This window comes from Tessaracoccus sp. ZS01, assembly GCF_022342445.1.
Taxonomy (GTDB): domain Bacteria; phylum Actinomycetota; class Actinomycetes; order Propionibacteriales; family Propionibacteriaceae; genus Arachnia.
Genome location: NZ_PQFE01000001.1, coordinates 76,962 through 98,789, shown reverse-complemented (window position 1 = coordinate 98,789; position 21,828 = coordinate 76,962). Strand labels below are relative to the sequence as shown.

Here is a 21,828-nt window from a genome sequence, read left to right as displayed (position 1 = left end):
CATGGTTGACGCGATCCGGGCATTCTTCGGCATGGATGAGGACTACGTCAGGCCCTCCCCCACGCGGCCCGCGTTCGGCGACATAGCCGTGGCCTCGCTGCTCTGCATCATCTCGATGGCCACGGTGATGGTGTACTCAGAGATCGACGACATCAAGGACCACGTCGACGTGTGGCCGTCGCTGGGCGCCATCGCGCTGGCGGGGGTGTTGCTCGCGTACCGGCGGGTCTTCCCGATCACGGTCATGCTGCTGCTCACCGGCGTGCATTTCATCGTCGTGGGCAGCCTGTGGCCGGTCGTGTCCAGCACCCCGAGCATGCAGATCGTCTACTTCCTCGGCATCTACACCGCGCTGGCCTATGCGAAGCGCCGCGACACCCTCGCGCTCGCCGCCGGCGCCGTGGTCCTGGCCATGACGGTGTGGCTGATCGTGGACGACAGCTACAACCGCTCCATCAGTCCGGCCGAGTTCCATCCGACGGCGTGGTACTACGCGGCCACCCTGCTGATCAACGCTGCGTACTTCGGCGGCGCCATGTGGTTGGGCCGCAATGCCTGGCGGCAGGCCCGCGACGCCCACGACCTGGATGAGTCCAAGGCGCTGGTCACGCAGCAGGCACATCAACTTGCCGACCAGGCGGTGCTGGCGGAACGGCTGCGGATCGCCCGTGACCTGCACGATTCGGTCGCGCACCACATCTCGCTGATCGGTATCCAGACCGCCGCTGCCCGCCGGGCGATGGACGCCAAGCCGGAGTTGGCCGCCGAGGCGCTCGTCGAGGTCGAGGAGATGTCCCGCAGCGCCGTCTCGGAGCTACGCACCCTGCTGGGCTCGCTCCGCGACGTCTCTCCCACCGCGGGGGCCGGCAGCTCCCTGGAGGCCCTCGAGGCACTGTGCGAGGAGGCCTCGGGCGAGGGTCTCGACGTGAGCTACGAACTCGTCGGCGACCCCGCGCGGGCCGCCGAGCTCACCACCACCCAGAGCGGCGCCCTCCTGCGCATCGCACAGGAGGCCCTCACCAACGTCCGTCGCCACTCGACGGCGGACCACGCCCGCGTGGTGGTCCGGCTCGGCGACACCACGGAAGTCGAGATCACCGACGACGGGATGCCCGTGCACTGCACCGCAGGCTCGGGCCTCGGCCACGTCGGCATGCGCGAGCGGATCGCCGCCCTGGGCGGCACCATCGACATCGGCCCCCGGGCCACCCGTGGCTACCGCGTCCACGCCGTCCTCCCACGAAGGGTTTGATCACCACCATGATCCGAGTCGCACTCGTCGACGACCAGGCGCTCGTGCGCCGCGCCTTCTCCCTGATGCTGAGCGTGGAGGACGACCTCGAACTCGTCGGGCAGGCGGCCGATGGGCAGGCGGCCGTCGAGCTCGCCACCGCCACCTCCCCCCACGTCATGCTGATGGACATCGAGATGCCGCGGATGAACGGGCTCGAGGCCACCCGCGCCGTGCGGGCCGCGGGCGACACCCAGGTGATCATCCTGACCACCTTCGACCGCGACGACTACCTGTTCGAGGCCCTCGACGCGGGGGCCGCCGGGTTCCTGCTCAAGAACTGCGAACCTGAGCGCCTGCTGGAGGCCATCCGCACCGTCGCCGACGGCGGGGCGCTGCTCGCGCCGGAGGTCACCCGCCGCGTCATCGAGCAGGCCGTGCAGGTCGTGCACCACATCACCGAACCCCATCCTGCCGTCGGGCGGTTGACCCAACGGGAGCTGGATGTGCTGGCCGCCCTGGCGCAGGGGCTGAGCAACGCGGAGATCGCGCGCGACCTGTATGTGAGCGAGGCCACCGTGAAGAGCCACGTCTCCAGCTGCCTCGCCAAGCTCGGCGTGCGGGACCGGGTGCAGGCCGTCATCTTCGCGTTCGAGCATGGCCTGACCCGATCTCATCCGAAGGGATGAGGGCTGCCGACGAAGATGTGGCCGCGCGGGCGATGTCCTGACAACCGGACATCCGGCAGGCTGGTGCCATGCTCGAAATCCACTCTGTCACCCGAACATTCGGTGATCTCACGGCCCTGAACGACGTGTCGTTCAGCGTCCCCGACGGCCGGTTCACCGGCTTCGTCGGCGGTAACGGCGCCGGCAAGACCACCACCATGCGCATCATCATGGGGGTGCTGTCCCCCACCTCCGGCGAGGTGCTGTGGAACGGCCACCCCATCACCGCCGAGGACCGCGCACAGTTCGGCTACATGCCGGAAGAGCGTGGGCTCTACCCGAAGCAGCCCATCCTCGGGCAGCTCGCCTACCTCGGGGAGCTCCACGGCATGACCGCCGCGGACGCCAAGGCCGCGGCCCGGCAGCTGCTGGAGCGGTTCAACCTGGGCGAACGCACCGGCGACAAGCTGGAGAAGCTCTCGCTGGGCAACCAGCAGCGGGTCCAGATCGCCGGCGCGGTGATCGCCTCACCCAAGGCCCTCGTGCTGGACGAGCCGTTCAGCGGTCTCGACCCTGAGGCGGTCGACGAGATGTTCGCGCTGCTGACGGAGTTCACCAAGCGCGGCGTGCCGGTGCTGTTCTCGTCGCACCAGCTCGAGTTGGTGGAGCGGTTGTGCCACCAGATCGTGATCCTGCGCAAGGGAGAGGTGATCGCCTCCGGCAGCGTCGAAGCGCTGCGCTCGGCCGGCCCCAAGCACCACCGGATCCTGGCCGGCGCGGACCTGGGCTGGCTCCGCCACGAGGGCGGCGTCACCGTCATCGACCTCGACGGCCCCCAGGCGGAGGTCGCCTTCGCCGACGACAGCGTGGCCCAGCGCGTGCTGGCCGAGGCCATCTGCCGCGGCAGCGTCCATTCCTTCGGGCCGATCGTGCGGCCCCTCAGCGAGTACTACCGAGAGGTTTCCCGATGACCGACACCCCCCGCACCCGTACGGCACCCTGGGTCATCGTCGCCAAGCGCGAGATCATGGTGCAGCTGACGGACCGCGCCTTCTGGATCGGCACGCTCACCACCATCGTCCTCATCGCGCTCGGCTTCATCTTCGGCGGCCTGCTCGGGGGCGATTCCTCAGAGACCAAGGTGGCCGTGTCCTCCGACGCCGCCGCCACCGTCGTGGCGATGGCGCAGGAGCAGGGCAGCGGCAACTACACCGCCCTGCGCGTGCCGGAGGCCGACGTCATGACCGCCGTCGACGAGGGCGATGCCTCGGCCGCGCTGACCCACTCGGCGGCCGACGGCTGGAAGCTCACCGTCAAGGACCTGTTCGAGGCACCGGACCTCAGCGCCGCCGTCGCTGACTACCAGCTGGGCGTCAACGCCGCCGAGCACAACCTGGATCTGGCCGCGATCCGAGCGGGCACCGAGCTCGAACTGGTGACGATGGAGGACGAGGAGGGCCAGGGCATGGCGGTCATCATCTCGACCATCGCCTTCGCCCTGCTGTTCATGATGTCGGCGATGACGTTCGGCATGCAGATCGCCAACTCCGTGGTCACGGAGAAGGAGTCGCGCATCGTCGAGATCCTCGCCGCAGCCATCCCCACCCGGCAGTTGCTCCTCGGCAAGGTGGTGGGGAGCACCATCATGGCGCTGGCCCAGGTGGTCCTGATCGCCACCACGGCACTCGTCGGCCTCTCGCTGTCCGAATGGAGCGGCATGGTGGGTCTCGTCACGCCCGTCGTCGGCTGGTTCGTGTTGTTCTTCCTGGTCGGCTTCGCGTCGTTGGCGTGCCTGTGGGCCGCTGCGGGCGCCATGGCGACCCGCCACCAGGACCTCAACCAGACCACGACGCCCCTGATGACGATCGTGATGCTGGTCTACATGGCCGGTTTCCTCGCACGTGGCGACGTGGCGCACGTCCTCAGCTACGTGCCGATCGCCTCCACCGTGTCGATGCCCGGCCGCCTCCTCAGCGGGGAGTCCACCTGGCTCGACGCCGGTCTGGCGATGGTCGTCGCGGTGGCGTTCATGGCCCTGTGCATCTGGCTCGGCTCGAAGATCTACCGCCGGGCCCTCATGCAGACCGGCTCCGTCCTGTCCTGGAAGGATGCCCTGCGGCGCCAGGCCGCCTGAGGCTCTTCCCCGGACAACAAGCAAGAAGCCCGCCCCCGGCAGGGGGCGGGCTTCTCGTCGTTTCAGGAGCGGGTGGGCTCAGTGCTTGTAGTCACCGCGGTAGAACTCGAGGACCCAACCGGAGGTGGCCCAGATGCCCAGCCCGAGGAACAGAATGGTGATCCAGGCCTGGTGCAGCGCGGGGCCGAGGCAGATGCCGGCGGTGACGACCGCGGCCCAGAAGGGCCAGATCGACTTCGGGGCGAAGAAGCCCATGTCGCCGGCGCCCTCGATGACGTCGGCCTCCGCACGATCCTCAGGGCGTGCGTCGAAGTTGCGCGCCTGGAGCGTGAGGAAGGCCGCGATGAAGCCGCCGAGGAGGCCGGTGGCGCCCAGCACGAACGTGCCGGCGATCTCGTTCGACACGAACCAGTAGATGGGCGTGACGAGCGCGAAGAAGACGAAGATGAACCAGAAAGAGTACTTCTCGGGCTTCACTTGGCGGAACCTTCCAGCTCGGGATCGTGCGTGTCATCGTCGAGCAGTTCGCCCGGGTCATCGTGGTGGCGGGCTGCCAGCTCCGGACGGGCCGCATCCAGCGCGGGGCTGTTGGACCGCACGCGGGGCAGCGAGTCGAAGTTGTGACGCGGCGGCGGGCAGGAGGTGGCCCACTCGAGCGAGCGGCCCCAGCCCCACGGGTCGTTGACGTTGACCAGCGGTGCCTTGCGGGTGATCCACACGTTCCAGAGGAACGGCAGCATCGAGACACCGAGCAGGAACGCGCCGAACGTCGACAACTGGTTCAGGAAGGTGAAACCCTCCCAGGCGCCATAGTCTGCGATGCGCCTCTGCATGCCCCCGACGCCCAGCCAGTGCTGGACGAGGAAGGTGGTGTGGAAGCCGATGAAGAGGGTCCAGAAGTGGATCTTGCCCCAGGTCTCGTTGAGCATCCGGCCGGTGAACTTCGGCCACCAGTAGTAGAAGCCGGCGAACATCGCGAAGACGACGGTGCCGAACAGCACGTAGTGGAAGTGGGCCACGACGAAGTAGGTGTCCGTGACCTGGAAGTCCAGTGCGGGAGAAGCCAGGATGATGCCCGTCAGGCCGCCGAAGAGGAACGTGACGAGGAACCCGATGGCGAAGGACATGGACGTGTTCAGCGTCAAGGATCCTCGCCAGATCGTGCCCACCCAGTTGAAGAACTTCACGCCGGTGGGCACCGCGATGAGGAACGTCATGAAGGCGAAGAACGGGAGGTTCACCGCGCCGGTGGCGAACATATGGTGGGCCCAGACGGACACCGAGAGCGCGCCGATCGCCAGCGTGGCGAACACGAGGCCGTAGTAGCCGAAGACCGGCTTGCGGCTGAAGGCGCTGAGCACCTCCGTGATCACGCCGAAGAACGGCAGGGCGATGATATAGACCTCGGGGTGGCCGAAGAACCAGAACAGGTGCTGCCACAGGATGGGGCCACCGGACGACGGGTCCAGCACGTGCGAACCCAGCACACGGTCTGACTCGAGCACGAGGAGGCCGACGGCGAGCACGGGGAACGCGATGAGCACCATGATGGAGGTGACCAGGATGTTCCAGGAGAAGATCGGCATGCGGAACATGGTGAGACCGGGCGCCCGCATGGTGATGACGGTGGTGATGAAGTTCACCGCGCCCAGGATCGACGAGAGACCCAGCAGGTAGAGGCCCATGATCCAGAGGTCGTGGCCCATGCCCGGCGAGTGGATCGAGTTCGACAACGGCGCGTAGGCGAACCAACCGAAGCTGGCAGCACCACCGGGCATCACGAAGCCGGTGCAGGCCATCACCGCGCCGAACACGTACAGCCAGAAGGCGTAACCGTTCATGCGCGGGAAGGCCACGTCGGGGGCCCCGAGCTGCAGCGGCAGGATGGCGTTGGCGAACCCGGAGAACATCGGGGTGGCGAACATCAGCAGCATGATCGTGCCGTGCATGGTGAAGAACTGGTTGAACGTCTCGTAGTTCATGTAGTCCATGCCGGGGCTGGCCAACTCGGCACGGATGCCGAGGGCGAGCACGCCACCGATCATGAAGAAGATGAAGGCGGTGACGAAGTACATGTTGCCGATGACCTTGTGGTCGGTCGTCGTCAGGTACTTCATGACGCGGGCACCGAGGCGGTGCGACTCCACCCCGACGGGCGCCTGCGCCGCGTCGGTGACGGTGGTGCGTTGGGTGACTGTGAAGCTACTCACTTCTGCTCCTCAGGTGCGGTGGTCTGGAGGACCGCCTGCTTGGCTGGTTCGAGCTTGCGCTCACCGGCGTTACCGCTCTCTGCCAGCTCGCGAATCTTGGCTTCGTACTCCTCTTCGGAGACCACGTGCACCTTGAACAGCATCAGCGAGTGGAACTCGCCGCACAGTTCGGCGCACTTCCCGTCGTAGGTGCCGAGCTTGTTCGGCGTGGCGTCGAAGGAGTTGAGATGGCCGGGGATGACGTCCAACTTGAAATAGAACGAGGGGACCCAGAACGAGTGGATGACGTCTGCCGAGTTGAGGTTGAACCGCACCCGCTTGTTCACGGGCAGGTACAGGTCCGGGATCCTCTCCAGGGTGCCGATCTCGTGGGCAACGCCGACCTCGGGGTTGCCCTCCTCCATGTAATTGAAGGTCCAGGACCACTTCTGCCCGATGACGTTGATCACGACATCCGGCTCGGTCTCCTGCTCGACCATCGCGTCCTGCGCCTTGATCGTGTAGAAGAACAGCACGCCGACAATCAGGAACGGCACCAGCGTGTACAGCAGTTCCAGCGGCAGGTGGTAAGTGGTCTGGCGGGGCGCCGGGGCGTCGCCCTCACGGCGGCGGTACCGGATGATCGCCCAGATGATCAGACCCCAGACGATGCCACCGACGGCGAACGACGCGATCCACGCTCCGAGCCACAGGTTGCCGACGTTGGGGGCCTGCTCCGTTGCGGCCTCCGGCAGGCCCAGGCGCGCGGCGCCTTCAGAGCATGCTGTCAGGGCGACCAGCGCCACGGGGAGCCCAGCTGCCAGGGCCCCTCGGACCCATCGTCTCGACGGCGCAGATTTGCCACTCACAAGTTGCCCTTCCGTTCTACCTTTTCGGGCCCCTGTCCCCCGTCGGGAGAGCCGGGACCTGCACTGCTGCAGCCACCTTAACGCATAAAAGCCACCCCGGGTGATGCGTCTCCAGCGGGGTGGCGTAGAATCGCGCGACTCGCGCGCGACTGGTATATGCGAGGCTCAGTGGAACGAGTCGCCGCAGGCGCACGAGCCGCCGGCGTTCGGGTTGTCGATCGTGAAGCCCTGCTTCTCGATCGAGTCCATGAAGTCGATGCTCGCACCGCCCAGGTAGGGGGCGCTCATCTTGTCGGTGACGACGGTGACGCCGTCGTAATCAGTGGCCACGTCGCCGTCGAGCGAGCGGTCGTCGAAGTAGAGCTGGTAACGGAGGCCGGAGCAGCCACCGGGCTGCACGGCGATCCGCAGCGAGAGGTCATCGCGGCCCTCAGCGTCGAGCAGGGCGCGAACCTTCTGCACGGCGACATCGGTGAGGACAACGCCCTGAGTGGTCTGAGTATCGGTCACGGCTGTTTCTCCAAGTGGTTGGGTGAGGTGAGTCCTCGCCGATTCTACGCCGGACTTGCCGGAAACCCCAGAGCACCGTCCGCCCCCGGGATTCGCCTCCGGCGAACTACCAGGCCCAAGAGGCGGCGAGCCTGCTCGCGGCGGCCGCGAGTTCCTCCGGCGTCGACTCGTCCTCGGCCGCACCTTCGCGCAGCGCGTGGGCGGTTTCGAGCCCGGCGATCCGCAGTTCACGCGACGACACGTAGTTGCGGCCCGCAATGGCGATGGCCGGACGCAACTGCTCCTCCGCCCAGCTGACGACCTTCTTGACGACGGGACCACCGACGGCGTGGAACTCCATCAGTTCGGCCCCCGTGACCACCAGGTCTGCCTGCGCCAGCGTGCCCGCGAGCCCGTAGCGCTCGGCCAACCAGGTGAGCGGGTCCAGCACGCGGCCCCCGAGGGCGGTGACGATGAGTCCCACGCCCCCGGCCGCGCCGGCACCCGGGCCCTGTTCCAGGCCCAGCTCGGCCAGCCACCTCTCGGCGCGCGCGTCGAAGGTGAGGACCTCCTGGAGCGTGGCGCCGGCAGAACGCAGGGCAGTGGATGCGTGGCCTTCGAGGCCGGTCAGCGGCCGACTCACCTGGTCTGCGGGGACCAGCGCGACCAGTTGCCTGCCTGCCCAGGCGGCCCGGCCCGCGACGAGGCCCTCCACCGGGTCGTCGGCGAAGCGCGCCAGGATGGCGGCGCCGAGGTCGTCGACCTGGCAGCCGGTGAGGTCCAGGACCACGTCGGCCCCAGCGCCCGGGCGCGACAGCGCCTCCGAGACGTCGGCCGTGGTGGGGGCGCTGATGAACAGCGCCTCGGGAGCCGCGATAGCGGCCGCCTCGGCGAGGGCCTCGCCGTCGACCCCGAGGGGAACGACTGCGACCTGGGCCCCCTTGGCCGCGAAACCCCCCGCGATGGTTTCCGACGCGACGCGTGGCGTGAGCCCGGCGATCGAGTCCGCGGCGACGACCACCCTCACAGGACGGAGGACTCCTCGTCGCCCTCCACCAACTCGCCTTCGGCGTCTGGGAGGATGCCGTAGTACTCGCTGGTGGAATCGAGCAACGCCCGCACCTCTTCGAGGCTGGAATCTGTGTCCGGCAGCACGAGATCTGATTCGACGATCACGTCATCGGGCACCTCGACGCCGAGCCTTCGCACGCCCTCGCTGAGGGCCATGAGCGCCGTCTCGAGCGCAGCTTGGTCTTCAGCGGCGACGGCATCCTCGAGCTGACGGTCGAGTTCGTTGAGTTCGATGAGGTGCTCAGGTTCCAACACCCACTGGCCCTGGCCCATGATGCGCACGATCATGCCCGGTCCCCTCCCTGGCCGGCCTCGTACACGTCCGGCGTGGCCTGCGGGGTAGCGCCCTGGGGGGCGGAGTTCAGCTCCGGCCGCGCGGCGGGACCGCCGGTGAGTTCGGCCTTCATCCGGGCCAGCTCACCCTCGACCGACGAATCCGCGGTCAGGGCATCGAGCTCGCGGGTGATGTCGTCGCGCACGGTGCCGGTGGGGTCGTCGAGCGCACCGGTGGCCAGCAGCTCGTCGACGGCGGACGCACGGGCCTGCAGCTGGAGGGTCTTGTCCTCGGCCCGCTGGATGGCCAGGCCGATGTCGCTCATCTCCTCCGAGATGCCGGTGAAGGCCTCGTTGATGCGGGTCTGCGCCTCGGCGGCCGAGTAGGTGGCCTTGATGGTCTCCTTGCGGGTGCGGAATGCGTCCACCTTGGCCTGCAGGCGGGAGCTGGCGCGCACCAACTTCTCCTCTTCGCCCTGCAACTGGGCGTGTTGCGCCTGGAGGTCTTCGAGCTGCGACTGGAGTCCGGCCTTGCGGGTCAGCGCCTCGCGGGCCAGGTCCTCACGGTTCGACTCGAGCGCACGCTGGGCGGCCGACTGCAGCCGCTCCACCTCGGAGTTCATCTTGGCGGCCTGCAGCTCGACCCGCTTGCGGCTGGTGGCCACATCAGCGACGCCACGGCGCACGTTCTGCAGGAGTTCGAGTTGCTTCTGGTACGAGTAGTCGAGCGTCTCGCGAGGGTCTTCGTACTTGTCGAGCGCCTTATTGGCCTTCGATTTGAAGACCAGAGCGATGCGTTCAAAAATGCTGGCCACGAGGTGTCCTTCCGGGAACGTGCGGTGTTCAACCTTGAGGTTAGCGCGCATCCGGTCGCAGGACAGCCCTACGTCCCCCTGAGCTGACCCTGAACCCCGCGTGCGGCCCGGTATGATGGCTGCCGAACCCCTCCGACCAGAAGGACTCCCCACCGTGGCCCTCTTCCGCCCCTACGAGCGCAAGCAATCGACGTCGACCGACCGCATGGCGACGCTGACCCCGAAGGGCGCCAAGGCTGCGGCGAAGGCCGAGAAGTCCGTGAAGGCGCCGGAGACGACGCAGGCCACGCCCGTCGTCGACACCCCGGCCGAGAAGATCAGGGTCACGCGCAAGAAGGAGGGTGCCACCCTCAGCCGTCGACAGGCCGAGGCGGCCCGCATGGAGCGGCTCCACCCCACCCTCTCAGCCAAGCAGCAGCGCAAGGCGGACGCCCGCGCCCGCCAGGAGAGCCGGATGGACGCCTGGGAACGGACGGAGAACTCGCCTGCGCGCCAGCTCGTCCGCGACTATGTCGACACCCGCTGGACCGTGGCGGAGTTCATGCTGCCCGCCATGATCCTGGTGATGGCCGGCGTGATGATCACGATGCAGAACCCGGTGCTCTCCAGCTACATCGCGATGGGGCTCTGGGTGCTCCTCGCCATCACCATCATCAACGTTGCCATCATGTGGCGCGGCTTCAAGAAGCTGTTGGCGGAGCGCCACCCGGGCGAGCCGAAGCGCGGCCTGCTGGTCTACATGTTCAACCGCTCGCTGATGATCCGCCGCTTCCGCCAGCCTGGCCCGCGCGTCAAGCGCGGCGACACCATCTGAGCCGGTGCCCCGATGAGCTACCGCTGGCAACCCGCGTCCGGCACCTACGCCGAATCAGAACTGGCAGCCGCAGACCTGCTCAAGACCTTCGAGGACCAGGCAGCGGCCGAGGCGTGGCTCACCCTGTTCTTCGACGACCTGCTGGACCAGGGTGTGTCAGAGGTGAGCCTCTACGAGGAGGACCGCCTCGTGTACGGCCCCATGTCGCTCAATCCCTGACGGCATCCTGCTCGGCGGCCTTCAGGTCCTGGCGCAGCAGCCAGCCACCGAAGGCGGCCATCCCCAACCCCGTGGCGATCGCGAACGGCACCTGGCTGCGCGCCTCGGCCACCCTGTCCTCGTAGGTCTGCACCCGGCTCGTGCGCTCGTCGGTCCGGCTGGAGTAGTGGCACACGTCCCCCGGCCCCATCTCGACTCCGCGGCACAGCATCGTCGGCGACACCCAGGACGAGACGCCCCACGCCACGATGATGACCCCCGCAGCGATGAAGGCCCACAGCCCGACACGTTTCATGCGGGACAAGGTAGCAGCCTGCAAACCCGACAAGCTCGTTGGCTAGGCTGGCGGGCGTGACTGAACTGTGCCCTGACCTCTCCCTGTCCACCTCCCTGCCCAAGCACACCGACGCGGTGCTCCTGGGCATGGCGACCATCAACCAGGACGAACCGGCCCTCGTCGGCCTGCTCCCCGCCCTGAACAAGGCCTATCAGAAGGCCTACGGCAGCACGGTCACGGCCATGGCCGGCGCGCTCGGCGCCTCGGCCAAGGAGGGCTGCGTCGTCGCACTGCCCGCCGTCAACGGCACCCGGGTCTTCGTGGTGGGCCTCGGCAGCGCCGACGTGACGCCCGACGGGGTGCGCAACGCCGCCGGCAACGGGCTGCGCGCCATCGCCGCGCTCCCGGACGTGGCAGACCTTTCCGTCGCCGTGTCCCTCGAACTCTCGGATCCGGAACTCATCCAGGCCGCCGGCGAGGGGGCGCTGCTCGGCGCCTACCGCTTCAAGGCCATCACCGCGGAGCCCGCAGCATCGACGGTGGCGTCGGTGACGCTGGTGTCGGCGGTGACGAGCGCCGCGGCCAAGGCCGCCGTCGGCACCGCCGCCATCGTGTCGGAGGCGGTGTGCCAGGCGCGCACCTGGACCAACACTCCCCCGAACCTGCTGTACCCGGAGACGTTCGCGGAGGCGGCGCGCGGCTATCTGAAGGACCAGAAGGTCGCCGTCGACGTCCTCGACGAGAAGGCCCTGGAAAGGGGCGGCTACGGCGGCATCCTGGCCGTCGGCGGCGGTTCGGTGCGCAAGCCGCGGCTCGTGCGCATGTCCTACGCGCCCCGCGGCGCGACCGCCCACCTGGCGCTCGTCGGCAAGGGCATCACGTTCGACTCCGGTGGCCTCGACATCAAGCCGGCCGGTCAGATGGCCGGCATGAAGTACGACATGTCCGGCGCCGCTGCCGTCATCGCCGCCTTCCACGCCATCGCCGCCTCGGAGCTGAAGATCAAGGTCACGGCCTACGCCGCGCTGGCGGAGAACCTCCCGTCGGGCAGCTCCTACCGCTCCAGCGACGTGCTCACCATGTTCGACGGCCAGACGGTCGAGAACTACAACACGGACGCCGAAGGGCGCCTCGTGATGGCCGACGCGATCGGGCGCGCGGCCCAGGATGCTCCGGACCTCATCGTCGACGTCGCGACGCTGACCGGGGCCTGCATGGTGGCCCTGGGACTGCGCACCGGCGGCCTCATCACCAACGGTGAGCCGACCTCCGACGTGGTGCTGGACGCTGCCGAGTCCGCCGGAGAGGACTTCTGGGAGCTGCCTCTGAACGAGTACGTGCGCGGACTGCTGAAGAGCAACGTCGCGGACCTGCGTTCCGGCGCCTCCAACCGGTGGGGCGGGGCGCTCGTGGCCGGCGCCTTCCTGGAGCGCTTCGTACCGGAAGGCATGGGATGGGCCCACCTCGACATCGCCGGGCCGGCCGAGAACCCGGAAGAGGCCTACGGCTGCACGCCGAAGGGCGGCACGGGCGTCGGCGTGCGCACGCTGGTGGCACTCGCCAGGCAGATGGCGGGCTGATCAGCCCCACCCGGTGAGGGCGCCGGCTGGTCTCAGCGGAGACCGTCGGCGGCCCGCCGGGCCTGCTTGGCCCGCAGGCCGTACTCGCGCATCCGCTTGGGGTACGGCACCACCCCGGCGTCGTAGCACGGGATGTGGTGCTGCTCTGCGAACGCGTAGCCGTACTCGGCGCTGGGCACGCCGCGACGGGTGGACTCACCGTCGGCGGCCACCAGCAGGATCGACGGCTTGTTGAACGAGGTGGGTTGCTCCACCCACGCCTCGACGCCGCGGCGGCTGATGACGAAGGCGCTCAGGTGCTCGAAGAGCGCGTCGGCGACCTTCTTCGAGTCGCGCGCAACCTCAGCCTGCTTCTTCTTGCGTCCGAACCATCCCACGCCTGCCATTATGCCCAGTGGGCGGTAACGGGAGGGCAACACCCGGCAGGGACGTGGAAGACTGGCACCCATGACGCATCCGTTCGATCTCGCCATCCTCGGTGCCGGCTCCGCCGGCTACGCCTGCGCCCTGCGGGCCGCCCAACTGGGCCTGCGAGTGGCACTGTTCGACGACACCCCGGTCGGCGGCACCTGCCTCCACCGCGGCTGCATCCCGGCGAAGGCCTGGCTGCAGGCGGCCAAGGTGCGCAGCACCGTGGCCAAGGCTGACGCCTTCGGCATCGGGGCCACCCTCGGCGACACCGACGTCCCCGCGCTCCGCCGCTACGTCGACGGCGTCATCAAACCGCTGCACAAGGGCCTGGCCGGCCTCATCGCGGCGCGCGGCATCACCCTCATCCAGGAACGCGGCGTCGTCACGATGGACGACGACGGCCCCGGCATCGACGTCGGCGACGCGCACTACCGGGCACGGGCGGTGGTCGTGGCCACCGGCGCGGCCCCCATCACCCTCGGGCTGCCCGTCGACGGCGAGCGCATCCTCACCAGCGACCATGCCCTCCGCCTCAGTTCGCTGCCCGGCTCAGCCATCGTGCTGGGCGGCGGCGTCATCGGCGTCGAATTCGCGTCGTTGTGGACGGATCTGGGCGTGAAGGTCACGCTCGTCGAGGCGCTGGACCGGCTGCTGCCCGGCGAGGAGCCGGCGCACTCGAGCATCCTCAAGGCTGAGCTGATGAGCCGCGGGATCGACGTTCGGCTCGGCGCGCCCCTCACCGACGTCGAGGTGGGCGAGACAGTCAGTGGCCGGGTCGGCGACGACCAGGTCCGGGCCGACGTCCTGCTGGTCGCCGCGGGACGCAGGCCGGCCACCGCCGGGCTGGGCCTCTCCGAGGCCGGCGTCCGGATCGAGGACACCGGGCACGTCGCCGTCGATGAGTTCTTCCAGACCTCGGCCCGCGGGATCTTCGCGGCCGGCGACCTGGTGGCGGGCCCCCAGTTGGCCCACCGCGGTTACGCGCACGGCCTGTTCCTCGCGGAGCGGATCGCGCAGTTGCAGGGCAGGCACGCCAGCCGGCCCACTCCCCCGCGGGACCGTGACATCCCCCGCATCACCTACTCCACCCCGCAGGTCGCCTCGGTCGGCCTGACCGCCGAGCAGGCGGGGCCCGACGCACAGGTCGTGGACTACCCCCTGTCCGGCAACGGCCGCAGCCGCATCCTCCACGCGCCCGGTGTCCGCGACAGCGGCAGGGTCCGGCTGGTGCGCGAGCCCGACGGCGCCATCGTCGGCGTGCACCTCGTCGGCGACGACGTCGGCGAACTGATCGGCGAGGGCGCACTGCTCGTGGGCTGGCAGGCCACGCCCGAGGATGTCGCCGGAATCGTTCATGCGCACCCCACCTTGGGCGAGTCCATCGCGGAGGCCAACTGGGCACTCGCTGGTCGGCCACTGCACATGCATGCCTGAATTGCCATATAGGGTGGAAACACTCACGGTACGCAAAGGAGCCACAACCACATGTCAACCGAAGTCACCCTCCCCGCACTGGGCGAATCCGTCACGGAAGGCACCATTTCTCGCTGGTTGAAGGCGGTCGGAGACACCGTCGAGGCCGACGAGCCGTTGCTCGAAGTCTCCACCGACAAGGTCGACACCGAGATTCCCAGCCCGGTTGCGGGCACCCTGCTCGAGATCCGCTTCGAGGAAGATGACGTGGCTGAGGTCGGTGCCGTGCTGGCCGTCATCGGCGACGCAGGCGAATCGCCCGCAGCGAGCGACGAGGCTCCCGCTGCCGAGGCCGCCCCCGAGCCGCAGCCCGAACCCGAACCCGAACCCCAGGCCGCCGAAGAGGAGCCCGTCGAAGCCGCTGTTCCGGCTGAAGACCAGCAGTCCCCCGCCGCGTCCGCAGCACCTGCCGCCGCCGGTCCCACCTCCGGCACCGAGGTGACCCTCCCCGCCCTGGGCGAGTCCGTCACCGAGGGCACCATCTCCCGCTGGCTCAAGGCCGTGGGCGACGCGGTGGAGGCGGATGAAGCGCTCCTCGAGGTCTCCACGGACAAGGTCGACACCGAGATCCCCAGCCCTGTGGCGGGCACCCTGCTCGAGATCCGCTTCCAGGAGGACGAGACGGCCAACGTGGGCGACGTGCTCGCCATCGTTGGCGACGCGTCGGCCCAGGCGGCCGCTCCGGCACCGGAGGCTGCTCCCGCGCCGCAGGCCCAGCCCGAGCCCGAGCCCGAGCCCGAGCCCGAACCGCGGGCCCAGCCCGCTCCCCAGGCCAAGCCGGCCAAGGAAGAGCCGAAGCAGGAGCACTCCGCTGCTGTTGAGGCCGCGGTCGCGCGTCGCGCCGCCGAGGCATCGGGCGACGGCACCTACGTGACCCCGCTCGTGCGCAAGCTGGCGAAGGAGCACGGCGTGGAGCTCAACTCCGTGAAGGGCACCGGCGTCGGCGGTCGCATCCGCAAGCAGGACGTCCTCGACGCGGCCCAGGCGGCAAAGGCCGCGCCGGCACCCGCTGCAGAGGCCCCGAAGGCCGCTGCTGCTCCCGCCGCCAAGGCAGCCCCCGCTTCCACCGAGCAGGTCCGCGGCACCACGGAGAAGCTGTCGCGCCTGCGCAAGGTGATCGCCGCCCGCATGGTGGAATCGCTGCAGACCTCCGCGCAGCTCACGGCCACCGTCGAGGTGGACCTCACCGCGATCAGTCACCTGCGCAACCAGGTCAAGGCAGACTTCAAGCGTCGTGAAGGCGCTTCGCTGTCCTACCTACCGTTCATCACGATGGCCGCGGTGGAGGCGCTCAAGCAGTTCCCGATCGTCAACGCCACCATCGATGTCGAGGCAGGAACCATGACCTACGCTGACGGCGAACACGTCGGCATCGCGGTCGACACCGATCGCGGTCTGCTGGTTCCCGTCATCAAGGAGGCCGGCAACCTGAACCTCACCGGCCTGGCCAAGAAGATCGGTGACCTCGCTGCCCGCACCCGCAACGGCCAGGTCGGCCCTGACGAGCTGTCCGGTGGTTCCTTCACCATCACGAACTACGGTTCCGCAGGCACGCTCTTCGACACCCCGATCGTGAACCAGCCCCAGGTCGCCATCCTCGGCACCGGCGCGCTGGTGAAGCGTCCGGTCGTGGTCGAGGACCGCTTCGGCGCCGAGTCCATCGCCATCCGCCACATGATGTACCTGTCGCTCAGCTACGACCACCGCCTCATCGACGGTGCCGTGGCCGCGCGCTTCCTCTCCGCTGTGAAGGAGCGTCTGGAAGACGGCGACTTCGGCGGCGAATTCGGCATCTGACAGTTCCCCTGAGACAGAGACCCCCGGCCTTGGCCGGGGGTCTCTGCGTCTGGTTGGATGACGCTCGTGTTCATCGGGATCGGTACGGTCGTCAACGTCGCCACTGTGGTGGTCGGCTCTCTGATCGGGCTGGCCCTCGGAAACCGCATCCCTGAGCGCACGAAGGACACCGTCACCTCCGTGCTGGGCCTGTTCACCATGGTTCTCGGCGGGTTCTCCGTCGTGGCGATGAGCAGCGACGCGCTCACCTCCGCCGTCGGTAGGTCAGCGATGATCGTGGTGCTGGCCGCGCTGCTGCTCGGCACCCTGCTCGGCTCCTGGTTGCGGGTGGAGGACCGGCTGGAGCAGGGCGCGCACTGGATCCGCTCCAGGTTCAGGGGCGCGGGCGACGAGAACCGCTTCGTCGACGGGCTGGTGGTGTCCACCCTCGTCTTCTGCGTGGGGCCACTCACGATTCTGGGCTCGATCTCCGACGGTCTGGGCCGCGGGGCCGATCAACTGCTGGTCAAGGCCACGCTGGACGGTTTCGCCGCCATGGCGTTCGCCTCAACGCTGGGATGGGGCGTCCTCGCCTCCGCGGCCGCGGTGGGCGTCCTCCAAGGCTCGCTCACGGCGCTGGGCTACTTCGCCGGCGACATCCTCACCGTCGCGCAGGTCGACGCCCTGACCGCCGCGGGCGGCGTGATCCTGCTGGGTCTGGGCCTGCGGCTGCTCGGCCTGAAGCAGGTCCCCGTCGGTGACCTCCTCCCCGCGTTGCTGCTCGCGCCCGTGTTCACCTGGGCTGCGGGCCTTCTCTGAGGCGTAGTATCGCTGCGTGTTGACGTTCGAGTACCGCGGCCTCGGGGACGAACCCAGGCTCAGCGACTACCAGGAGACCTGGGACTACCAACGTGCCGTGCACGCCGAAGTCGCCGCAGCCGCGCGGCCGGGCCACGTCATCTACGTCGAGCATCCGCCGGTCTACACCGCCGGCCGCCGCACCAAGCTCACTGACTACCCCAAGGACGGCACGCCGGTCGTCCCCGTGGACCGCGGGGGTGAGATCACCTACCATGGGCCCGGCCAGCTCGTCGGCTACCCCATCGTGCACCTGCCGGACGGAGTCGGGGTCGTGGACCACGTGCGCGCCATCGAGGGCGCCGTCATCGACCTGCTCGACACCTACGGCATTTCGTCTGGGCGCGTCGAGGGCCGCACCGGGGTGTGGTTGGCATCCTCAGGGGACAGGCCGGAGCGCAAGATCTGCGCCATCGGCGTGCGGGTGTCCCAGCGCACCTCGCTCCACGGCTTCGCGTTGAACGTGCTGAGTTCCGCTGAGCGGTTCGGTAACATCGTCCCCTGCGGCATAGCGGACGCCGGCGTCACCTCGATCGTCGAGGAAGCACCGGGGGCCTGGTCCGTCAGCGCCGTGGCGCACGATCTTGAGCCTTTCCTCCGTGGTCGCCTCCGCCACACCTAGCCGCGCACCGGTGAGCCGGAGTAACGTCCTGACCATCCCCAACGAGAGGGGCCGCCATATATGACTCGAATCGCGCTAGTTATCTTCGGATACGCCGCCACGGCAGCGCTCGTGTGGGCGTTCCTCACCCTGCAGACACACCCACAACCTCCCGGCGCCTGGCTGCGTTGGGTGGTGCTGCTGGCGATGGGGCCGTCCCCGTTCCGATATTCGGTGCAACTCGTGCTCGCGCCGCTCTACGAGGTGATCATGGCACGCCGACGCCGCCGCCAGGGTGCCCGGTGCATGGTGCGGCGGCCGTCGGTCAGCGTGCTGGTGCCCGCCTGGAACGAAGAGGTGGGGATTGAGGCCACCGTGCGCTCCGTCCTCGCCAGCGACTATCCGGATCTCGAACTCGTCGTCGTCGACGACGGTTCGACCGACCGCACCGCTGAGGTGATGCTGCGCCTGGTGCGCGAGCACGAGGAATCGCGCCGCCCTGGTCGGCTCGTGTTCCGTTCGCTCCCCAACGCCGGCAAATCCCGCGCCATGAACACCGCGCTGACTCTGTCCAGCGGCGACCTGATCATCACCGTCGACGCCGACAGCGTCGTGGAACCTGATGCCGTCAGGGAGATCGTCCGGCTCTACGACGACCCCCAGGTGATGTCGGTGGCTGGCAACGTCAAGATCGGCAATCACAAGTCCGCCATCGGCCTCCTCCAGCAGTTCGAGTACCTCTACGCGTTCTTCTTCAAGAAGGCCGACTCCCTGCTCAACGCCGTATACATCGTCGGCGGGGCCGCGGCCTCCTACCGGCGAAGCATCATCGACACGCTGGGTGGCTTCGACGAGACGATCATCACCGAGGACATCGAGATGTCCACCAGGATCCAGGACGCTGGCGGCAAGGTGCAGTACACCCCGAGGGCCGTGATCTGGACGGAGGGCGCCTCAGACGTGGCGGGCCTGGCCGGGCAGCGCCTGCGCTGGAAGTACGGCCGCCTCATCACGTTCTGGCGCTACCGCTGGATGTTCCTCAGCATCGCGCCTCGGCACAACCTGTGGCTGTCCTGGCTGGTGATGCCGGTGACCGTGATCGCCGATCTGCTGCTGCTCCTCGAGCCGTTGCTGCTGGCGCTCATCGTGGCGTACACGTGGGTGAGCCACGACTTCCTGCCGATCATCGTCTACGCCGCCCTGCTCGCGGTGGTCATCGTCTTCCAGGTGCTGACCGACGTGCGCCGTCGGCAGAGCCTCAACCTGCTCCTGGTCGCGCCGATCGCCTGGCTGCTGATCTATTTCATCGACGCGATCGAGTTCCAGGCGCTCACCCGCAGTCTCCTGCGCATCTCGCAACGACAGGGGCTCGACTGGCAGCGCTGGGAACGCTCCGGTGTCTTCAGCGGAGCACCAGTTCCGAACCTTCCACCGCCGGTCGTCGAGTCGACAACAGCACCGCGGCGAGCAGCAGCAGCGCGCCGAGGAGCCCCGCCGGACTCAGTCGCTCCCCCAGAACCAGGAACGCCAGCGCGGAGCCGGTGACCGGTTCGAGCAGCGCGACCATCACGCCAGTCGTCGACGTCTGGGAACGCAGACCTCTGAGATAGGCCAGGTACGCGAAGGCCGAGGGGATCAGGCCGAGCAGCAGCACCAGCGCGACGGCCGACGCCGTGGGCTCGAAGGCCACGGGCTGTCCCCCGACGAACGCCATTGCGAGGACGGCGGCGCCGCCGAGGAGGAAGGCGAGACCGGTGCCCGTCACATCGTGGTAGTCGGCCACTGGACGCGCGCCCAGGACGCTGATCACGGCGAAGGCCACGCCCGCCATGAGGGCCAGGCCCGCACCGAGCAGCGCATCGCCGACCGAGACGTCGGACGGTGGGACGCCCATGAACAGCGTCAGGCCGCCCGCGGTGCAGGCGAGCGCAATCGCCAGCGGTGGGCTGAGGCGCTGGCGGCCGGCGAGCAGGTCGACGGAGAGCACCAGCACGGGTGCCGAGCCCACAGCGATCAGCGTGGCGACGGAGACGCCCAGCACGCCGACCGCGCTGAAGAAGCAGAGTTGGTAGACCGCCGAACACAGCGCCATGGCCGCCACCCGCCCCCACCCGGACCGGCTACGCGGCCACCGCAGGGTGCCGGTGCGCAGCGCCACGCCCATCAGGAGCAGCCCGCCGATGAAGATGCGGTAACCGGCGATCGCCAGGAAGCCCACCCCCGCCGTCGCGTGGAGCAGGGTGCCGAGCGTCCCGGAGGTGCCCCATGCCACCCCGGCAAGGACCAGGAGCACAATCCCGGATCGGGAGGCAACGAGGCGTAGCACGGTGACACTCTACTCACGCCCTCTCCCGGGGGTATTACTCTGGGGGGGTGACAGCAGTGCAGCCAGACGGACGCAGACTCCTCAGAGTCGAAGCGAAGAACGCCGAGACACCGATCGAGCGGAAGCCCGCGTGGATCAAGACCACCGCCAAGATGGGCCCGAACTACCAGGATCTCCAGCAGATCGTGCGTTCGGGTGATCTCCACACCGTGTGCCAGGAGGCGGGTTGCCCCAACATCTACGAGTGCTGGGAAGACCGGGAATCCACGTTCCTCATCGGTGGGGACAAGTGCACCCGTCGCTGTGACTTCTGCCAGATCGAATCCGCCAAGCCGGAGGGTTACGACCCGGCCGAGCCGCTGCGCGTCGCCGCTTCCGTCAAGAAGATGGGCTTGCGCTACGCCACCATCACCGGCGTATGCCGCGATGACCTGCCCGACGAGGGCGCCTGGTTGTACGCGGAGACCATCCGGCAGGTCCACGGGGTCAACCCCGGCGTCGGCGTCGAGATGCTCGCGCCGGACTTCTCCGGCAAGGAGGAACTCCTCGCGCAACTCTTCGACGCACAGCCGGAGGTGTTCGCCCACAACGTCGAGACCGTGCCGCGCATCTTCAAGCGGATCCGTCCGGGCTTCCGCTACGAGCGCTCGCTCGAGGTGCTGAGGATGTCGCGCGATCGCGGGCTGGTCACCAAGTCCAACCTCATCCTGGGCATGGGCGAGACCCGCGAGGAGATCTCGGAGGCGCTGCAGGACCTGCACGACGCCGGCGCCGAGCTGATCACCATCACCCAGTACCTGCGCCCCAACGCGACGCTGCACCCCATCGACAGGTGGGTCACGCCGGAGGAGTTCGAGGAGCTGGATCAGGAGGCCCGCGAGATCGGATATTCTGGCGTGTTGTCCGGGCCGCTCGTTCGTTCTTCGTACCGAGCAGGCAGGCTGTACCGCACAGCGATGGACGCACGTAACAAGAACTGACACGAGAGGCTGTCATGGCGAAGAGCGAACGCGCGAAAGCCTTCGAGGCGAAGCAGAAGGCTGAGGCCCGCGCCGAGAAGGAGCGCAAGCGCAGTTCCACAGACCCCGCAGACTGGGGTCGTTGGCGCCAGCTTGTAGAGACCTACAAGATGAGCGCCAAGTACGACAAGGCGCTGCCCTGGCTGATGCTCGCCGGGTTCGTCGTGCCGTTCGCGCTGCTCCTGGTCGTGGGCTTCATCCTGAACCAGCCCCTCATCTGGGGCCTCGTCGGTGTGTCGGCCGGCTTCCTCGGTGCCATGGCGATCTTCGCCTGGCGGGCCCGCCGCGCCGTGTACAGCCGCTACGAGGGCCAGGCCGGCTCAGGTGAGGTGGCGCTGCAGATGCTGCCGAAGCAGTGGGTGTCTGATCCCGTCATCGCCGTGACCAAGAACATGGACGTCGTGCACCGCACACTCGGCCCCGGCGGCCTCATCCTGATCGGTGAGGGTGAAGCCGGCCGTCTGAAGCCGCTGCTGCAGGGTGAGAAGCGCAAGCATGAGCAGGTCGCCTACGGCGTCGAGGTCAAGACCATCCAGATGGGCAAGGCCGCGGGCCAGATCCCGCTGGACCAACTAGCCAGTCACATCAAGAAGATGCCCAAGGTGCTCACCCCCGCGAAGATCGGCGAGGTGCGCCAGCGCCTCCGCGCCCTGGACGCCATGCGCCCCAAGGCACCCATCCCGAAGGGCCCCATCTCGATGAAGGGCTCCCGAGCCGCCATGCGCGGCCGCTGAC

23 protein-coding genes and 1 pseudogene are annotated in these 21,828 nt (G+C 68.5%); 14 read left to right on the top strand and 10 right to left on the bottom strand.

What is annotated here, in order from left to right; translation table 11 throughout:
• The first annotated feature begins 1 nt into the window (after position 1).
• The 4 genes from C3E87_RS00515 (at position 2) to C3E87_RS00500 (ending at position 4,033) form a co-directional block, all read left to right on the top strand.
• Positions 2 to 1,252 carry a sensor histidine kinase gene (locus C3E87_RS00515; protein ID WP_076058183.1) on the top strand — a complete coding sequence of 417 codons (1,251 nt, stop codon included), beginning with the start codon at positions 2 to 4 and terminating at the stop codon, positions 1,250 to 1,252.
• A gap of 11 nt (positions 1,253 to 1,263) precedes the next feature.
• Entirely contained in the window at positions 1,264 to 1,920 is a 657-nt protein-coding gene (locus C3E87_RS00510) for a response regulator transcription factor (protein ID WP_198928186.1), read from the top strand.
• Between the two features lie 68 nt (positions 1,921 to 1,988).
• On the top strand, positions 1,989 to 2,870 hold the full coding sequence (locus tag C3E87_RS00505) for an ABC transporter ATP-binding protein (protein WP_076058181.1): 882 nt from the start codon (positions 1,989 to 1,991) through the stop codon (positions 2,868 to 2,870).
• The gene (locus C3E87_RS00500) at positions 2,867 to 4,033 is read left to right on the top strand and encodes an ABC transporter permease (protein WP_076058178.1); all 1,167 of its coding nucleotides are present in this window, start codon (positions 2,867 to 2,869) and stop codon (positions 4,031 to 4,033) included. Before C3E87_RS00505 ends, C3E87_RS00500 begins: the two co-directional genes overlap by 4 nt.
• Positions 4,034 to 4,111: 78 nt before the next feature.
• Here C3E87_RS00500 and C3E87_RS00495 read toward each other — a convergent pair whose 3' ends face one another.
• The 7 genes from C3E87_RS00495 to C3E87_RS00465 form a co-directional block, all read right to left on the bottom strand.
• The gene (locus C3E87_RS00495) at positions 4,112 to 4,510 is read right to left on the bottom strand and encodes a cytochrome c oxidase subunit 4 (RefSeq protein WP_076058177.1); all 399 of its coding nucleotides are present in this window, start codon (positions 4,508 to 4,510) and stop codon (positions 4,112 to 4,114) included.
• Positions 4,507 to 6,150: a cytochrome c oxidase subunit I gene (gene ctaD / locus C3E87_RS00490; RefSeq protein ID WP_143570871.1), complete on the bottom strand. Its 1,644-nt coding sequence runs from the start codon at positions 6,148 to 6,150 to the stop codon at positions 4,507 to 4,509. The genes C3E87_RS00495 and ctaD overlap by 4 nt, the downstream gene beginning before the upstream one ends.
• An 89-nt stretch (positions 6,151 to 6,239) precedes the next feature.
• The gene (gene coxB, locus C3E87_RS00485; RefSeq protein WP_076059373.1) at positions 6,240 to 6,977 is read right to left on the bottom strand and encodes a cytochrome c oxidase subunit II; all 738 of its coding nucleotides are present in this window, start codon (positions 6,975 to 6,977) and stop codon (positions 6,240 to 6,242) included.
• 279 nt (positions 6,978 to 7,256) lie between these two features.
• On the bottom strand, positions 7,257 to 7,601 hold the full coding sequence (locus C3E87_RS00480) for an iron-sulfur cluster assembly accessory protein (RefSeq protein WP_076058174.1): 345 nt from the start codon (positions 7,599 to 7,601) through the stop codon (positions 7,257 to 7,259).
• A 106-nt stretch (positions 7,602 to 7,707) separates the two neighbouring features.
• Entirely contained in the window at positions 7,708 to 8,607 is a 900-nt protein-coding gene (locus tag C3E87_RS14770) for a glycerate kinase (protein ID WP_158069016.1), read from the bottom strand.
• Complete coding sequence (locus tag C3E87_RS00470) at positions 8,604 to 8,939, bottom strand: hypothetical protein (RefSeq protein WP_076058169.1); 336 nt, start codon at positions 8,937 to 8,939, stop codon at positions 8,604 to 8,606. The genes C3E87_RS14770 and C3E87_RS00470 overlap by 4 nt, the downstream gene beginning before the upstream one ends.
• Entirely contained in the window at positions 8,936 to 9,739 is an 804-nt protein-coding gene (locus C3E87_RS00465; protein ID WP_076059368.1) for a PspA/IM30 family protein, read from the bottom strand. Before C3E87_RS00465 ends, C3E87_RS00470 begins: the two co-directional genes overlap by 4 nt.
• 154 nt (positions 9,740 to 9,893) lie before the next feature.
• Here C3E87_RS00465 and C3E87_RS00460 point away from each other — a divergent pair, with 154 nt between their 5' ends.
• Positions 9,894 to 10,553: a DUF3043 domain-containing protein gene (locus C3E87_RS00460; protein ID WP_076058167.1), complete on the top strand. Its 660-nt coding sequence runs from the start codon at positions 9,894 to 9,896 to the stop codon at positions 10,551 to 10,553.
• Positions 10,554 to 10,565: 12 nt separating this feature from the next.
• Positions 10,566 to 10,772 carry a hypothetical protein gene (locus tag C3E87_RS00455; RefSeq protein WP_076058164.1) on the top strand — a complete coding sequence of 69 codons (207 nt, stop codon included), beginning with the start codon at positions 10,566 to 10,568 and terminating at the stop codon, positions 10,770 to 10,772.
• On the opposite strand, the gene C3E87_RS00450 is transcribed toward C3E87_RS00455, so the two are convergent.
• Positions 10,762 to 11,067: a hypothetical protein gene (locus tag C3E87_RS00450; RefSeq protein ID WP_076058162.1), complete on the bottom strand. Its 306-nt coding sequence runs from the start codon at positions 11,065 to 11,067 to the stop codon at positions 10,762 to 10,764. The genes C3E87_RS00455 and C3E87_RS00450 overlap by 11 nt on opposite strands.
• A 47-nt stretch (positions 11,068 to 11,114) precedes the next feature.
• Between C3E87_RS00450 and C3E87_RS00445 the strand changes: the two genes are divergently transcribed.
• Positions 11,115 to 12,629 carry a leucyl aminopeptidase gene (locus C3E87_RS00445; protein WP_076059366.1) on the top strand — a complete coding sequence of 505 codons (1,515 nt, stop codon included), beginning with the start codon at positions 11,115 to 11,117 and terminating at the stop codon, positions 12,627 to 12,629.
• A gap of 32 nt (positions 12,630 to 12,661) precedes the next feature.
• Here C3E87_RS00445 and C3E87_RS00440 read toward each other — a convergent pair whose 3' ends face one another.
• Positions 12,662 to 13,006, bottom strand: a complete 345-nt coding sequence (locus C3E87_RS00440) for a hypothetical protein (RefSeq protein ID WP_076058160.1) — start codon at positions 13,004 to 13,006, stop codon at positions 12,662 to 12,664.
• Positions 13,007 to 13,076: 70 nt separating this feature from the next.
• Here C3E87_RS00440 and C3E87_RS00435 point away from each other — a divergent pair, with 70 nt between their 5' ends.
• The 5 genes and pseudogenes from C3E87_RS00435 to C3E87_RS14505 all read left to right on the top strand — a co-directional run.
• A complete protein-coding gene (locus C3E87_RS00435; RefSeq protein ID WP_076058159.1) occupies positions 13,077 to 14,474 on the top strand; it encodes a dihydrolipoyl dehydrogenase in 1,398 nt (465 codons plus the stop codon).
• Positions 14,475 to 14,525: 51 nt separating this feature from the next.
• Complete coding sequence (gene sucB, locus C3E87_RS00430) at positions 14,526 to 16,310, top strand: 2-oxoglutarate dehydrogenase, E2 component, dihydrolipoamide succinyltransferase (protein WP_076058156.1); 1,785 nt, start codon at positions 14,526 to 14,528, stop codon at positions 16,308 to 16,310.
• 57 nt (positions 16,311 to 16,367) lie between these two features.
• On the top strand, positions 16,368 to 17,108 hold the full coding sequence (locus C3E87_RS00425; protein ID WP_076058154.1) for a DUF554 domain-containing protein: 741 nt from the start codon (positions 16,368 to 16,370) through the stop codon (positions 17,106 to 17,108).
• Between the two features lie 16 nt (positions 17,109 to 17,124).
• The gene (gene lipB / locus C3E87_RS00420; RefSeq protein WP_143570827.1) at positions 17,125 to 17,769 is read left to right on the top strand and encodes a lipoyl(octanoyl) transferase LipB; all 645 of its coding nucleotides are present in this window, start codon (positions 17,125 to 17,127) and stop codon (positions 17,767 to 17,769) included.
• 60 nt (positions 17,770 to 17,829) lie between these two features.
• Positions 17,830 to 18,885: pseudogene (locus tag C3E87_RS14505) on the top strand (glycosyltransferase family 2 protein); the annotation flags it as partial.
• A 265-nt stretch (positions 18,886 to 19,150) separates the two neighbouring features.
• Here the strand turns inward: C3E87_RS14505 and C3E87_RS00410 are convergent.
• A complete protein-coding gene (locus C3E87_RS00410) occupies positions 19,151 to 20,074 on the bottom strand; it encodes a DMT family transporter (RefSeq protein WP_076058149.1) in 924 nt (307 codons plus the stop codon).
• 47 nt (positions 20,075 to 20,121) lie between these two features.
• On the opposite strand from C3E87_RS00410, the gene lipA reads away from it, so the two are divergent.
• Both lipA and C3E87_RS00400 read left to right on the top strand, forming a co-directional pair.
• On the top strand, positions 20,122 to 21,054 hold the full coding sequence (gene lipA, locus C3E87_RS00405; protein ID WP_076058146.1) for a lipoyl synthase: 933 nt from the start codon (positions 20,122 to 20,124) through the stop codon (positions 21,052 to 21,054).
• Between the two features lie 14 nt (positions 21,055 to 21,068).
• Positions 21,069 to 21,827: a DUF4191 domain-containing protein gene (locus tag C3E87_RS00400; RefSeq protein ID WP_076058144.1), complete on the top strand. Its 759-nt coding sequence runs from the start codon at positions 21,069 to 21,071 to the stop codon at positions 21,825 to 21,827.
• Position 21,828 lies beyond the last annotated feature (1 nt).